The sequence below is a fragment of the Agriterribacter humi genome, assembly GCF_009192765.1.
Lineage (GTDB): Bacteria > Bacteroidota > Bacteroidia > Chitinophagales > Chitinophagaceae > Agriterribacter > Agriterribacter humi.
The window spans coordinates 1-15623 of sequence record NZ_VOHQ01000023.1 but is presented as its reverse complement, the minus strand read 5'-3'; the positions used below and the strand labels follow the sequence as shown (position 1 = coordinate 15623).

Genomic DNA, 15623 nt, shown 5'->3' with positions numbered 1-15623 from the left:
CACATCCTTTCGGTTAAATCGCTTTAATTTGCCTGATAAAATGTATTTGCGAAAACTAAATATATGTAATGATGAAGTTTAAATGTTTTATCCTCGGTTTGGTAATGGTATCATCCTTGTGTACGGTACATGCTCAAACCACCACACGTAATGCTGCTCCCGGTGCTTCACAGCCCAAAATAATTGTGGGTATGATGGTAGACCAGATGCGCTGGGATTATTTATACCGTTTTCAGAACCGTTATACAGAAGGCGGGTTTAAAAGATTGCTCAGAGAAGGTTTTTCGTGTGAGAACACATTGATTGATTATTCTCCTACCATTACCGCCTGCGGACATACCTGCGTATATACGGGTTCTGTTCCCGCGGTGCATGGCATTGTGGGTAATGACTGGTACGAACGTTCTCTCGGGAAGACGATCGGCTGTGTGAATGATGAAACCGTTAATCTCGTGGGATCAGCAGAAGGCGGAACAGGGGAGTCGCCCCGTAATAACCTGTCCACCACCATTACCGACCAGTTGCGCATAGCATCCAACTTCCAGAGCAAAACGGTAGGTGTGGCTATTAAAGACAGGGCTTCTATCTTACCTGCAGGACATGCTGCCACTGCGGCTTTCTGGTACAATGGTACGGATGGGCATTTTGTTACCAGCACATATTATATGGAGGAACTTCCAGAGTGGGCCAAACGCTTTAACGATAAGAAAGTAGTGGACACGTATTATAAAAACGACTGGAATACGCTTTACCCGATCAATACTTACACCTTAAGTACGGCGGATGATAAATCATATGAAGGTACTTCTAACGGAGAAGCGAAACCCGTTTTTCCGCGCAACCTGAAACAATTCATCGGCAAAAATTATGGTGCGGTACGTACCACGCCATATGGCAATACGCTTACATTTGATTTTGCCAAAGCCGCAATTGAAGGATATAATTTGGGTGGCGGAAAGTTCACCGATTTTTTAGCGGTGAGTTTTTCAAGTCCCGATGCAATAGGGCATACCTACGGCCCTAACTCCATTGAAATTGAAGACAATTATCTTCGCCTGGATAAAGAACTCGCTGATTTCTTTACCTACTTAGATAAAAGATTTGGCAAAGGCAATTATCTCTATTTTATTACCGCCGATCATGGCGTATCCGAATCACCCGGCTATTACCTCGAAAACAAAATGCCTTCGGGAGCTATCCAGGATAAAGATTTTTCCAAAGCGCTCCAGGATGGCCTGAAAGAAAAATACGGAATTGAGAAACCGGTGCTTTCCTTTGCGAATTACCAGTTGTATATGGACTGGGAAGCATTCGATAAAAAAGGAATTAACCACAGCGAAGTGGGACGCACCATAAAAGATATATTATTAAAAGCGCCCGGCATAGCCAATGTGCTCGAAAGTGAAGCATTGGGAACAGCTCCCATCCCGGAGCATATTAAATCCATGCTTATTAAAGGTTACAATGTAAAACGCAGCGGCGATTTTGTAGTCATTCCCCAGCCTACATGGAAGGGTGGTAGCCTTAAAGGCGCCACACATGGTACCTGGTATCCTTACGATGCTCATATTCCATTGGTGTGGATGGGCTGGAAAATAAAACCGGGCCATACCAACAGGGTAACAGGCATGACGGATATAGCGCCTACATTAGCCGCATTGCTGCATATACAAATGCCCAGCGGTGCTATTGGAAAACCTATTACAGAAGTAACAGGAGGAAGATAAGCTTGCTGATGTTTCAAAGCCCGGGGTATAGGATTCGAATTTCGGATCTGGCACTCCGGGTTTTGTATTTGAGATGTGAGTGGCCAGTGGTCAGTGGTGCAGGTTTCAAGTTACAGGTTGCAGGTTGCAGGTTACAGGTTGCAGGTTGCAGGTTACGGGTTTCAGGTTGCAGGTTGCAGGTTACAGGTTACAGGTTACAGGTTACAGGTTGCAGGTTGAAGGGGAAAGTACGTTTTCGAATATTCTTTCTCTTTGTATTGCTCATGGCTGACTGCTGAAGACTGACAGCACGTTATCGGATTTCACCTTAAATGACATAAAAAAAATGTATTACAAACGCATACTATTATCGTTCGCTGTATTATTGGTTACCATTGTTGCTGCGGCGCAATCTAACCTTGACAGTATTCTTAATGATTTTTACAATCGTCCCGACAGGGTATTGGTAGCAGCGCACAGGGCAGCGCATGCTGCTTATCCCGAAAATTCGGTTGCTGCCATGAAAGAAGCCATACGGATCGGTGTTGATATTATTGAAACGGATATAAGGGAAACGAAGGATGGCGTGCTGATCATTATGCATGATAAAACCATTGACCGTACCACTACAGGGAAAGGACTTGTGGCTGAAAAAACATATGCTGAGCTACAGCAGGTTTTTCTTTTGCATGATGGTAAGCCTACCTCAGAAAAAATTCCAACTTTTAAGGAGGTGCTTGAACTGGTGAAAGGAAAAGTGATGCTTGATATTGATTATAAGGCTGAAGGAAAAAGAGCGGCCAAATCTACCGCCAAACTGCTGAGAAAAACCAAAATGGAAAAACAATCATTGTTTTTTTTGTATGATTATAAGGATGCGCCTGCCCTGCGCAGGATGAATAAAAAGATACAATTCATGACCCGTGCCTACAGCAAAGAAGATGTAGATGGCATATTTAGCCAGGGCATTGAAGTTCCGGTGATCCATGCCGATGATAAATTTTACTCCGATTCGCTGATGGCCGTTATTCGGGGCAAAGGCATAAGGCTTTGGATGAATGCATTGGGGAAATATGAAAAATCAGAAACGGAGAAAAAGAATACAGGCTTTGATGCTTTGCTGCGCATGCGCCATACCAATGTCATACAAACAAATTTTCCGGAAGAGCTGATCGCTTATCTGAAGTTAAGAGGATTGCATCGGTGATAAAATGCAGCGGTCGGCACGCAACGCAAGGAGCGTCAGACCGCGGATTATAAATCATAAAATCATAAATCATAAATCAGAAATTCCCTACCCGCATCCAAAAGTAAATATTCCATGCAGGCTCGCTGTATGAAAATCCCTCCACACCCGGTTAATTTCCGAATTTGGGTCCGATGCTGCCATTCCGCAATAGGGGTAAAGCTCATCTACAGATCTGCGCGATAATTTAACCAGTGATCTGCAGGCTTCTCCCAGGCTATTAAGGAAAAAAGCGCTCCATTGTTTTTCACTGCAACCAGCTTTCCATGTTCTTTCCAGTGCATCATAAAAAAGCTGACGGGCATCTTCCAGTTTGCTTTTGCTTCTTGCCAGTATTTCCAGCATTTCGCAGGCTTCCTTTATGGCATATCCATGCCGTTTAATGCGGTCTTCAAATAATACTTTGCAAAGGTCTGTAAAATGAAAGGCCATGCCTGAATAATTGGCTGTAAGCGTAACTTCGGCAAAGTGCAGAAAAGGAAAATGATAAACCGGGCCTGGTAAAACAGCATGTTCACTGTCAATGATAAAACATCTTTCTTTTGCCACCGCCAATGCTTTAACGCTGAAAGCCTGGCTTGCGGTAGCTTTCATGCCTGTGGCATTCCAGTCGTTGTGCAGGGTAACTTCCGCTCTTTTGAAAATAAAAGACCGGGTAACAGGCGATCCGTCTTTTTCCAAAACCGGTTCACCGTTTTTTTCAATCACGCAGTTGGCCGTAAATGCTGTGGCATGCGGAGCGCCTGTTGCATATTTCCAGTGGCCGTTTACCACATAGCCATTATCGGTAGCAGTGGCTTTCCCTGATGCAGCCCCACTACCAGCAAGGCATACCTGCTGATCTGAAAAAAAAGAGGAAGCGCACTGTTCATCAAGGAAACCAATAAACCAGTTGGCGCCACTGCACAGGGTTACCGTCCAACCCAAACTGCCATCGGCCCCGGCCAACGCCTCCTGTAAGCGCACCGCTTCGGGTAGCTGCATTTCCAATCCACCCATTGAACGGGGTACAAACAGGTTGAACCAGTTTCGTTCATAAATTAATTTTAATTGCTCCGGGTGCAATTGCCCCGTTTGTTCTGCTGTGGCGGCATAACGCCTGATTGTTTCAACAGATTCATCAGCCAGTAGCTGCGAAGAAATTTTGCCTGTAACCATATTTGCCTCAAAATTAGATACCCTGTCTCAACTGGTGAAAAAATCTTATTTTCAGAACATTAAAAAGCAAGGCATGAAAAAATATGTTCTCCTGGTAGTGCTAATGGCGACAAGTTATGCAATACTTCCTGCGCAGGATATTAAAAAACTGGTTGCTGGTAAAGCAACTGCTATTCTCCCGGAGTTGATTCAATGGAGAAGATATTTGCATGAGCATCCCGAATTGTCGAACAGGGAATTTAAAACAGCCGAGTACATTGCGGCGCATTTGAAAAAACTGGGGCTGGAGGTGCAGACCGGTATCGCCAAAACCGGCGTAGTAGCTATTTTGAAAGGAGGTAAGCCCGGCCCCGTTATTGCTTTGAGAGCCGATATAGACGGGTTACCGGTTAAAGAAAGGGTGGACGTTCCTTTCGCTTCAAAAGCGGAAGGAGAATATCTGGGAGAAAAGGTATCGGTTATGCATGCCTGTGGTCATGATACACATATGGCCATATTAATGGGCACAGCATCCGTGTTAAGTTCCATGAAAAAGGATATAGCGGGAACAGTGAAATTTATTTTTCAGCCTGCTGAGGAAGGTCCTCCCGGCAATGAAGAGGGTGGGGCGCCCTTAATGATCAAAGAAGGCGTAATGGACAATCCGAAAGTGGATGCCATTTTTGGATTGCACATTAATTCAGCAACACCTGTTGGAGAAATAAAATACAAATCAGGCGCTGAAATGGCCGCAAGCGACTGGTTTACCATTAAGGTGAAAGGAAAACAATCGCATGGCTCACAGCCATGGGGTGGGGTTGACCCTATTGTAATTGCTGCGCAAATTATCCAGGGATTGCAAACCATTGTAAGCCGTCAGCAAAACCTTACCAAAGCGCCGGTAGTAATTACTGTTGGAAAAATTCACAGCGGCGTAAGGAGCAATATCATTCCCGAAGAACTGGTCATGGATGGAACGATCAGAACATTAGACGAAGAGATGCATAAGGATGTGCATGAGCGTATTCGCAATACAGCCAGCCATATTGCCGCTGCCGGCGGCGCCACGGTGGAAGTAACCATTGATAACAAAACCAAAGTTACCTATAACGATCCGGCCCTCGTAAAACTGATGCTTCCTTCATTGGAAGCCGCTGCCGGTAAAGAAAAAGTATATGAAACGGAATGGACAACAGGTGCAGAGGATTTTTCATTTTTCGGCGACAAGGCGCCGGCATTCTTTTTCTTTTTGGGCGGCATGCCTGCAGGACAGGATCCTACAAAAGCAGCGCCCCATCATACACCCGATTTTTACATTGACGACAGTATGCTGGATACAGGCGTAAAAGCGTTTTGTAATATAGTATTTGATTATGGAAGGTTGAAGCAATAAGCGGGGATAAGCAGAAATAGAATACTCATCGCTGTCACCAGGATGGAATAAAAAAACCTTCAGCATAGCTGCTGAAGGTTTTTTATGTGAAAATTTATGGTAATTGCTATTTCGCAAACTGCTTCCTGATCACATTCAGCGCGCCGCCTTCTTTAAACCATTGGATCTGCTGTTGGTTGTAGGTATGGTTAACCGTTATATTATCAGTAGTGCCGTTGGCATGGTGTAATACTAAGGTAAGCGGTTTGCCGGGCGCAAAGCTGGTGAGTCCTGTAATATCAATGGAATCATCTTCCTGGATTTTATCGTAATCCTGTTTATTAGCGAAGGTAAGCCCCAGCATACCCTGCTTTTTTAGATTGGTTTCATGTATGCGGGCGAAGCTTCTTACTACAATGGCGCGAACACCGAGGTGGCGGGGTTCCATGGCGGCATGTTCCCTGCTTGATCCCTCGCCGTAATTTTCATCTCCCACCACTATCGTTCCGATGCCTGCCGCTTTATAGGCTCTTGCCGTTGCGGGCACAGGTCCGTATTCGCCCGTTAGCTGGTTTTTTACAGTATCGGTTTTTTCATTGTAGAAATTGATAGCGCCGATGAGCATGTTGTTGCTGATGTTATCTAAATGTCCCCTGAACTTTAACCAGGGTCCGGCCATGGAAATATGATCGGTAGTACACTTGCCTTTGGCTTTAATTAAAAGCTTCAATCCTTTTAAATCTGTTCCTTCCCATGCTGCAAAAGGGGCGAGCAACTGCAGGCGCTGCGAGTCGGATTTTACAATAACCTCTACTTTACTGCCGTCTTTGGCAGGAGCTTCGTAACCGGGGTCGTCTACGGAAAATCCTTTGGGAGGCAGTTCCAGCCCGGTAGGTTCATCCAGCATTACTTCCTCGCCATTTTCATTTTTGAGCTTATCCTTTAAAGGATTAAACGTCAGGTCGCCGGCAATGGCGAATGCCGTAACAATTTCGGGAGAGGCAACAAAAGCATGCGTGCTGGCTAATCCGTCATTGCGTTTGGCAAAATTGCGGTTAAACGAAGTGATGATGGAATTTTTGCGGTTGGGGTCGTCAATATGACGTGCCCATTGACCGATGCACGGACCACAGGCATTGGCCAGAACCACGCCGCCTATTTTGTCGAATGTTTTTAAGAAGCCGTCTTTTTCAATCGTAAAGCGAACCATTTCACTGCCGGGTGTTATGGTAAATTCGGCTCTTGTTTTTAATTTTTTATCAATGGCCTGCTGTGCCAGTGAAGCAGAGCGGCTAATGTCTTCATAAGAAGAGTTGGTACAGGAACCGATCAATGCCACTTCTAATTTTTCGGGCCATTGGTTGGCTCTTACTGCATCGGCAAATTTGCCGATGGGCCAGGCCAAATCTGGAGTAAAGGGCCCGTTCACGTAAGGTTCCAGTTCATCAAGATTAATTTCTATAACCTGGTCGTAATATTTTTCGGGGTTGGCATATACTTCAGGGTCGGGGCGTAAATGCTCTTTAATACCATCTGCCAGCGCTGCAACTTCTTCGCGTTCTGTTGCTTTGAGGTAGGCCGCCATTTTTTCATCGTATGTAAAAACAGAGCAGGTTGCGCCAATTTCGGCGCCCATATTGCATATAGTACCTTTGCCGGTAGCGCTCAAACTGTCGGCGCCTTCTCCAAAATATTCAACAATAGCGCCTGTGCCGCCTTTTACGGTAAGTATGCCTGCTACTTTTAGTATTACATCTTTAGGGGAAGCCCATCCGCTTAATTTACCTGTAAGCTTTATGCCGATCAGCTTTGGCATTTTTAGTTCCCATGGTAAGCCGGCCATTACATCTACGGCATCGGCGCCACCCACGCCAATGGCCACCATACCCAAACCACCGGCATTGGGTGTATGCGAATCTGTACCAATCATCATGCCGCCTGGAAAAGCATAGTTTTCAAGCACAACCTGGTGAATAATTCCGGCGCCTGCCTTCCAGAAGCCAATGCCATATTTATTGGAAATGGAAGCCAGGAAATCATATACTTCCCTGTTTACGTCTACTGCGGTTTTCAGATCCGTGGTAGCGCCCGTTTTAGCCTGTATCAGGTGGTCGCAATGTACGGTAGAAGGAACAGCTACAGTGCTTCTGCCGCAGGTCATGAACTGCAGTAAAGCCATTTGAGCGGTGGCATCCTGCATGGCTACGCGGTCGGGTGCAAAATCAACATAATCTTTTCCTCTTTCATATGCACGGGCAGGGGGTTCATACAAATGGGCGTATAATATCTTTTCTGCGAGTGTGAGCGGTGTTCCGGTGAGCTTACGTGCCGCCTCAATTTTAGCGGGCATGCCAGCATAGGTTTTTTTAATAAGATCGAGATCAAAAATCATATGTATCTGTTTTTTAGGTGGTTGACGTGTTTGTAGTCTGCATAAAATATACAAGGGAGTATATGAATGACTATCAAAAAGTTGGGCAAAATTATCGAAAAAAGGTCAGTTTCATAACAAGGCATTTGCATTACCGTTATTATTTTTTTATAATTTAGCAGTATGAATAAGTTCAAGCACTTTATTGAATGGCAGGTGTTTGGGGTTTGCTCCTATATTGGCGAAAAAATGGGGATCGCCAATACTACCATCCGCAAACACTTTATTTATATCTCCCTCCTTACCATGGGCTCTCCCATAATTATATACATGTTCCTTGCTTTTTGGGTCAATATCCGCAACTATATCTGGAACCGGCGCAGAAACCCGCTGAAGAACAGTTAGATCGTTAATACTTTGCGACGGGACGGAGTCCCGGAAGAACATATGGCATACGAAGCCGGAGACTTGCGTATAGCCGATGCCGGTATAGTACAACCGGAAATTGCAAATGCGTTTGTTTAATTATACGGACTGAAAAGCATACCGCTTATAATTGATGTATGTCAATGACTTACAAGAGTGACCTGGAATTACCCGGAGATGCTTCGCAATAAAACAACATTGCTTTAAATTAATGCAAACGTTTGAAAGGTATATTGTTACGTAGAAGTACTTAGTATTTTATGAAATTAATCCTGTTTGTCCAAAAAAGGCAGAATAGAATGCAATTTATATGCAGTGCTGCGTTATATACCTGACGCAAGTTTAAATGTGGTTAACACAATTAAATCGTTACAAACCTTATCAATGAAATAGAAAGATTTATTCTGTGAAAAACCAATATCCAGATCCATTGTAAAAACCAAATTATCCAATCGTCCAGGTGAAAAACCAAAAGTCCAATCGTCCATCATGAAAAACCAAAAAGTCCAGGATCCAATGTAAAAACCGAATCCAGTTATCCATTGAATGAACATCCTATGAAAGCTCCTGATCCTCTATCCTAATGATTCGGGAGCTTTTCTTTTTCTTTCCGCACTATTTTAGAACAATTGCAATTTTTCTTTGTTTTCGTAAAAAACCGGGCGGGTTATAAATACCCCTGACCGTCCCACTCTCATTTTTCCTTCCAGTCTTAATAAAACAGAATCCTTCAAAGCCAGCGACAGGGCATTGCCTATTACATTGCTAAAATTTACATGAACCAGAACGGGTATATGAAATGTATCCAGTCGGCTGATGTGAATGGTAGTGTCCAATTCCGTATGTCCCAGCAACCTGTTGTCAACATAAATATCTAAGCTTCCCGATTTGAAAGTAAGATTTGATTTGTTGGGATTATACAACTTCACATTTGCCGAAAGGGTGGTATTGGTCAGACTGCTGGCATTGATCTCCATATTTTCTACGTCAACATATTCCGGGGCAATGATTTCTCTGCAGGATGTAAAAGCAAGCGCCGCGGCAAGGCACAGAAAGAAGTAGCCGGTATTTTTATTCATATGCAAAAATAGGGTGCAAGATAAGCGGTTGCTTAGATGTTGCAGAAAAAATAGCGTTAAACATTCCAAAATGCACAACTAAAAAGATTAGTTTTAGAACCTGTAATTTTGTCAAAACACCGATTTTTAGATGACTAATTTTTTTAGATATAAAATATATTCGTTAAGTATTAATAACCAACATATTGAATGTTGATAACTGATATTAAATTGTTAATAAAACAGACATAAAACAGGTCAATTTTGGTAGTTTTGGTTTTAGGGGTATTTCAAAGTATTAATTTATATATACTGTGACTATAGTATCTGATTTACAATATTTTGCACCTGTTATTGAATATAAAAATTCAATAAAGTTCAGGTATTTCAAAATTGAACAATATGAAGCCTGGCAAAAAATGAGTTTTCGCAACCGCTGTATTATTGCCGGAGCTAATGGTTTACTTCATTTGAGCATTCCGGTGGAAGGCGGACGACATTCAGACAAGATGATCAGGGAGGTAAAAATTGACAACAGTCATCGCTGGCAGATCCTTCACTGGCGGTCCATTGTTTCTGCCTATAACCGGTCGCCCTGGTTTGAGTTTTATAAAGATGATATGGAGGTTTTTTATCATGCGAAATACGATTGGCTTTGGGACTGGAACCTTGATCTTTTGCATTGGACCATTAAAAAATTAAGGGTTGATGTGGAAATCGGCTTTACAGAAACCTGGCAAAAAGATTATCCGCCCGGGGAGTTCCTGGACATGAGAGGCAAAGTACTTCCGAAAAACTTTGAATCCTTTGCCGGAAGCTGCCCGGCATATAAGCAGGTTTTTGAGGATCGCCTGGGTTTTAAGTCCAACCTCAGTATTATAGATCTTTTATTTTGTGAAGGACCCGATGCTGCCCGCTTGCTGAAGGAGTAAACAATTTTTCCGGCAATTTCGGCTATTGATGGGGTTTACAACGGGTGGCTACGGTGTTTACTGCTTAATAGCGGTAAGAAAGATGAACGGAGCGTCGCCACATCAGCCACATTATGGTTCCGGTGCCGGCAAAATAAAAATTCCCTCTTTTAAAACCATAACAGCACATAAGTACTGAACTTTATACTTCTGGAAATTTCCCTTCTTTGTTTAATCAAATAATTTATAATGCAAGACAGTAGGTATACTATCCAAAATGATCATCTCCGCATTGCGGTACAGGCAAAAGGCGCCGAACTGGTGAGCCTGTATAATAAAAAAGAAAAATTGGAATACATGTGGAGCGGTGATCCTGCATTCTGGGGCAAACATTCTCCCGTGTTATTTCCCATAATTGGAACATTAAAAAACGATACCTATTATTATAAGGACAAAGCCTACCATTTGGCCAGGCATGGTTTTGCGAGGGACATGGAATTTACCGTTACTGAACAAACAACTTCTTCCATCGGTTTCAGTTTGCTCAGCAATGCCGGTACCCTGCAAAAATTCCCTTTTGAGTTTGGTTTTGATATTGTATACCTTTTACAGCAAGACCGGTTAACGGTTACGTACAGGGTAAAAAATTCCGGGAACAGCGATATGTATTTTTCCGTGGGCGGGCATCCGGCTTTTAAAGTGCCCCTTGTTGAGGGAACGGATTATGATGACTATTATCTTGAATTTAATAAAACTGAAAACACCGGCCGATGGCCCATTTCGGCGGAAGGGTTAATTGAAACCGATGCGGAACCGTTTTTACTGAATACCAGTAAGCTTCCGTTGCGGAAGGAACTTTTTTACCGGGATGCGATCGTTTTCAAGAACCTCCGGTCGGATACAGTGCGTTTACGGTCATCCAGACACCACAAAGGAATTGAATTTCATTTTCCGGGATTTCCATACCTCGGCATATGGGCGGCAAAAGACGCCGGATTTGTTTGTATAGAACCCTGGTGTGGTATTGCCGATCCGGTAAACAGCAACCAGCAGCTAACAGAGAAAGAAGGGATCAACTGTTTGGCCCCGGGATTGGTCTTTGAAAGAAGCTGGGGGGTGGGATTAGAGATTTGAGATTTTAAATTTGAGATGCGAATACAGTGTAAGGCTTGTAGCCGGAACTGGGGTATGGGTGAGTGAGTAGTGAGGGATGAGTGAAAGAAGAGATAGCTTGTCGTTAGTATAATTTAGCTGATAGCTGATGGCTGAACGCTGATAGCTCGGGAGGAGAGGTGAATTGTGAATAGTGAGAGGTGAAAGGTGAGAGGTGAATGGTGAAAGGTGAATGGGTGAAGTGAGAAGGATTTAGCTGATCGTTAGTATGCTTTGCTGATAGCTGACCGCTGATTGCTGATCGCTTGGGCATTTGTGGCATCGAAAAAATAGATAGGGCAGTTATTGAACAACCCCCACAAATCTATTTCCCGCTTTAGCGCTATTGCTGTAATTTCGCTGGCAAAAATATTTTTCACCCTAAATAAAAGGTAGCGTGAAAGTATAGTGGTGAGAAATAACCTGTTTCATTCTTCCCGCTTTCAGTATTCGCCTTTTTACAGGATAAGAGCCAAAGGAATTCAAATTATTATGTCCCAGGTTTTAACGCATCAGCAACTATTGAAAATAGCAGGCGAATTCGGCACGCCTTTGTATGTATATCACGCTGAAAGAATAACCGAACAATACCGCCGCTTACAGCAAGCTTTTACGGAGACCAATACTGCATTTTTTTACGCCTGTAAAGCGCTTACCAATATCAGTGTGCTCAAACATATTAAAAGTATTGGTTGTAATGCCGACTGCAGTTCGGTAAACGAAGTGCAATTGGCCCTTATGGCAGGCTTCAGCCCCCAACAGGTTTTGTATACCTCTAATAATATTGCATTCAGCGAAATTGAAAAAGCTGTATCGCTGGGCGTGCACGTAAATATAGACAGCCTTTCCAACCTCCGTAAGTTTGGCGACAAATACGGGCATAGCTATCCTGTGGGCATCCGTTTACGTCCCAATATCATGGCCGGGGGCAACCTCAAAATTTCAACCGGTCACAATAAAAGTAAATTCGGTATTCCTATAGAAGATACCGGTAAGGTGATTCAGTTGATGAAAGAAAAGAACCTGCATATCCGTACACTCCATATTCATACCGGCAGTGAAATTAAAGATGTGGAAGTATTTGCCAGGGGGATTGAAGTATTGTTTGAGCTGATCCCGCATTTTCCGGAGCTGGAAGTAATTGACCTGGGCGGAGGATTTAAAGTACCTTATGCACCCGGCGAAGAAGGAACCGATATAACATTATTGGGGAAGAAAGTGAAAGCCGAATTTGAGGCAATTGAAAAACGGTATAACCGAAAACTGCAAATTTGGTTTGAGCCGGGGAAATTTTTAGTAAGTGAGGCGGGTTATTTTATTGTGCAGGTAAATGTATTAAAACAATCAGGCGACACCACTTTTGCGGGGGTGAACAGCGGGCTCAATCATTTGATACGGCCTATGTTCTACGGCTCCTATCATCATATAGAAAATATATCCAATGCTACGGCTGCACTACACCGTTATAATATAGTAGGCAATATTTGTGAAACAGACAATTTTGCGGAAGACCGGATGGTTGCTGAGATACGCGAAGATGACTACCTTGTATTTTATAATGCCGGCGCTTATGGGTTTGAAATGGCGTCTAATTATAATTCGAGATTCAAACCCGCGGAAGTACTGGTAAAGGATAATAAGTCCAGTTTAATCAGGCGGCGCGATACACTTGAAGATATATTGGCCACGCAGGTAGTGCCGGCGGATTAATGTATATTTAGGCTAACCGTCAACCCTGTAATTTGTTTGTAATGAAGCGATTCTTTTTTCTGTTCCTGTTCTTATCCTTATTAACGCCCGTGGTAGCGGAGGAAGTTGCTGCCACTATTGAACTCCGGGTTAAAAATGAAAAGGAAGGCGCTCTTGCTTTCACGTTGCCGGTGAATCATATCGTTTTCTGGGGCGCTGTACGGGAGGATACCCTCACCAACGGAAATTACAATATTACACTGAAGGAAACGCAAACCGGTTTTGTGCACATCCGCATCATGCAACGGGTTATTCGTTTATTTGTACAGCCCGGTGATCATCTTCGGGTATCCATTGATGAAAGTAATATAGAAAAACCGGTTAGCATAGCAGGGAACAATGAGGGCGGGCAGGAAATATTCACCTCAATGGAACTCACCTATCCCGGCAACCTGGTATCGCGTTATAAAAGAGATACCACCGCGGCTTTGCTGGAAAGACATGTAACGGATGATAAAAAAGTTCGCCTTAAAGTATTTAAAATATTATATGATGAGAAGAAGATAGATAAAGCATTCATGGACTTCATGCAACTGAACTTAGATTATTATCATGCTTCCGTTATTTCGGAGATCATATCCGGAAAATTTGCATTGACCCGGCTTTCCAATGATCATCCCCAGTTTAAACCTGTATTTCCCGCAGATTTTGCCGTGTTGTGGGAGAAGTTGTATAAGCAATATCCCGTTAACAATGTGGCAGCGCTGCAAACCTTCGGATATAATGGTGGCTTTAATTTGTATGCAGGCAATTATATTAACGGGTATATTCAATGGATCAGAAGCAATAATAAAGCGGTAACTGCTCCCGGCTGGGCTTCCGGAATGAGAGAAACCTTTCAAACCATACAGAATAATCTTTCGCCGGATGTGGCCGAATATATGGAGGCGGGTATATTATTTACAGAGCTGAGCAGGGAAAAGAATTATGCGGAGCTGGTCAAATTTTCTACTGACTTTAAGAAGCGCTACCCGCAAAGCCTCTATACTTCCTATCTTGAACCGTTATTAGAAAAAGCAAATGCCTGGTACAATAAAGTGAAAGGCGATTTTACTGCTGAGCAAAAACTGATACCGGGTTACGCGGCTATAGATTCGTTTAAACAACTGATGAAACCTTTTTTGGGGAAAGCCGTTTTCATTGAATTTTGGGCAACATGGTGCATTACCTGTAAAGACCAGTTTGATCATGAGAACGATCTGGACCGGTTTTTGAAATCGAAGGGTGTGGAACATCTTTTCATTTCTGTTGACAAACAATTGCATGAAACAGAGTGGAAGGAACTGATCAAATATTTTAATCTCCGCGGCAGCCATATCAGGGCAAATGAAAAGCTGGTAAAGGATTTATCCCGGATATTCTGGCAGGGCAGGGGATACGCGCTTCCTTTGTATGTTGTCATCAGCCGCTCCGGCTATATCGTTGAATTTGATGCTTACCGTCCTTCCGAAAAAAAGAAATTATACCAGCAGATAGAGAAGTATGTACAGTGAAAATGCATAATGGAAACTACGCACCCCTTTAGGTTCTTATCTCTTCTTCCCGACGGGGTCTTCACAGCCAGGTAATTGTGAGAAGGGTGAGACCCCGGCAAATAGGAAAATCATTTAATTTTTAGCAATAGATTTTCTCAGCGCCAGGGTCTCATGGCTACCCGCAATGGCTTTTGATGAAGACCCCGGCGCGAATCAAATGTGAACCTACATGCTCTATGATCCTATGTGTTAAGAAATAAAAACGAACACATAGACACAGTAGGAACATAGAAACACAGTAGAAAGATAAGTCCATAAAGTACATAAAGAGATTAATTCATATTTTTTACCTTAGTATAGTTGTTAACCTAAAACACACTATATGGCAGGGACATTTTCGCAAATGTACATCCAGGTTGTATTTGCTGTAAAGCACCGGCAGGCATTAATACAATCATTATGGGAAGAACGGTTGTACCAGTATACTACAGGCATCATTCGTAATAAAGACCAGAAATTACTCGCCATTAACGGTATGCCGGATCACATTCATATCCTGATGGGCATGAAACCCACTTGTTGTTTATCTGACCTGGTAAGGGAGGCAAAAAAGTCCACGAATGAATTTATTAATGAAAATGGATTTACAAAATCCAAATTCAACTGGCAGGGAGCCTGCCTGCGGTAGGCAGGGTTTTGGGGCTTTTTCATACAGTCATTCACATCTTGATAATGTCATCCGGTATATTATGAATCAGAAGGAGCATCACCGGAAGAAAACATTTAAAGAAGAGTACATCACATTTCTGAAGAAATTTGAAATACCGCACGAAGAGCAGCATTTGTTTGACTGGCTGTATTGAAATGCATATAACATGACATTGAAGTGTTCGACCCCGTTGGGGTCGCAGTTTTTCTGTTTGTGTATATTATAAACCTTGCATCCCTTTGGGATGGAATACAGCATTAATTAAAATGCTATTGGCTGGTTGGATTGAAATACATGTGGCATGACATGAA

General features: G+C 43.1%; 12 protein-coding genes. 9 read left to right on the top strand and 3 right to left on the bottom strand.

The features are described 5' to 3' along the window. Positions 1-68: 68 nt before the first annotated feature. Together pafA and FRX45_RS22775 are read left to right on the top strand one after the other, a co-directional pair. Positions 69-1727 carry an alkaline phosphatase PafA gene (gene pafA / locus FRX45_RS22785; protein ID WP_152270794.1) on the top strand — a complete coding sequence of 553 codons (1659 nt, stop codon included), beginning with the start codon at positions 69-71 and terminating at the stop codon, positions 1725-1727. A gap of 325 nt (positions 1728-2052) precedes the next feature. After that, entirely contained in the window at positions 2053-2913 is an 861-nt protein-coding gene (locus FRX45_RS22775; protein ID WP_152270792.1) for a glycerophosphodiester phosphodiesterase family protein, read from the top strand. Between the two features lie 87 nt (positions 2914-3000). Here the strand turns inward: FRX45_RS22775 and FRX45_RS22770 are convergent, their stop codons facing one another. Beyond that, positions 3001-4110, bottom strand: a complete 1110-nt coding sequence (locus FRX45_RS22770; protein WP_152270791.1) for an acyl-CoA dehydrogenase family protein — start codon at positions 4108-4110, stop codon at positions 3001-3003. Between the two features lie 73 nt (positions 4111-4183). Between FRX45_RS22770 and FRX45_RS22765 the strand changes: the two genes are divergently transcribed. Next, positions 4184-5482, top strand: coding sequence for an amidohydrolase (locus tag FRX45_RS22765; protein WP_152270790.1), 1299 nt, complete (start codon positions 4184-4186; stop codon positions 5480-5482). Between the two features lie 106 nt (positions 5483-5588). Here the strand turns inward: FRX45_RS22765 and FRX45_RS22760 are convergent, their stop codons facing one another. Further along, positions 5589-7853 carry an aconitate hydratase gene (locus FRX45_RS22760; RefSeq protein WP_152270789.1) on the bottom strand — a complete coding sequence of 755 codons (2265 nt, stop codon included), beginning with the start codon at positions 7851-7853 and terminating at the stop codon, positions 5589-5591. 162 nt (positions 7854-8015) lie between these two features. Here FRX45_RS22760 and FRX45_RS22755 point away from each other — a divergent pair, with 162 nt between their 5' ends. Continuing rightward, positions 8016-8237 carry a PspC family transcriptional regulator gene (locus tag FRX45_RS22755; protein ID WP_152270788.1) on the top strand — a complete coding sequence of 74 codons (222 nt, stop codon included), beginning with the start codon at positions 8016-8018 and terminating at the stop codon, positions 8235-8237. A 641-nt stretch (positions 8238-8878) separates the two neighbouring features. Here FRX45_RS22755 and FRX45_RS22750 read toward each other — a convergent pair. Beyond that, positions 8879-9337, bottom strand: a complete 459-nt coding sequence (locus tag FRX45_RS22750) for an LEA type 2 family protein (protein ID WP_152270787.1) — start codon at positions 9335-9337, stop codon at positions 8879-8881. A 293-nt stretch (positions 9338-9630) separates the two neighbouring features. Here FRX45_RS22750 and FRX45_RS22745 point away from each other — a divergent pair, with 293 nt between their 5' ends. From FRX45_RS22745 to FRX45_RS23670, 5 genes are all read left to right on the top strand, one after another. Next, positions 9631-10248, top strand: coding sequence for a WbqC family protein (locus FRX45_RS22745; RefSeq protein ID WP_193311822.1), 618 nt, complete (start codon positions 9631-9633; stop codon positions 10246-10248). 228 nt (positions 10249-10476) lie between these two features. Continuing rightward, positions 10477-11361, top strand: coding sequence for an aldose 1-epimerase family protein (locus FRX45_RS22740; RefSeq protein ID WP_152270785.1), 885 nt, complete (start codon positions 10477-10479; stop codon positions 11359-11361). A 510-nt stretch (positions 11362-11871) separates the two neighbouring features. Beyond that, positions 11872-13089 carry a diaminopimelate decarboxylase gene (gene lysA, locus FRX45_RS22735; protein ID WP_152270784.1) on the top strand — a complete coding sequence of 406 codons (1218 nt, stop codon included), beginning with the start codon at positions 11872-11874 and terminating at the stop codon, positions 13087-13089. A 41-nt stretch (positions 13090-13130) separates the two neighbouring features. After that, positions 13131-14621, top strand: a complete 1491-nt coding sequence (locus tag FRX45_RS22730) for a TlpA family protein disulfide reductase (RefSeq protein ID WP_152270783.1) — start codon at positions 13131-13133, stop codon at positions 14619-14621. Between the two features lie 364 nt (positions 14622-14985). Next, a complete protein-coding gene (locus FRX45_RS23670; RefSeq protein WP_226805535.1) occupies positions 14986-15291 on the top strand; it encodes a transposase in 306 nt (101 codons plus the stop codon). Positions 15292-15623 lie beyond the last annotated feature (332 nt).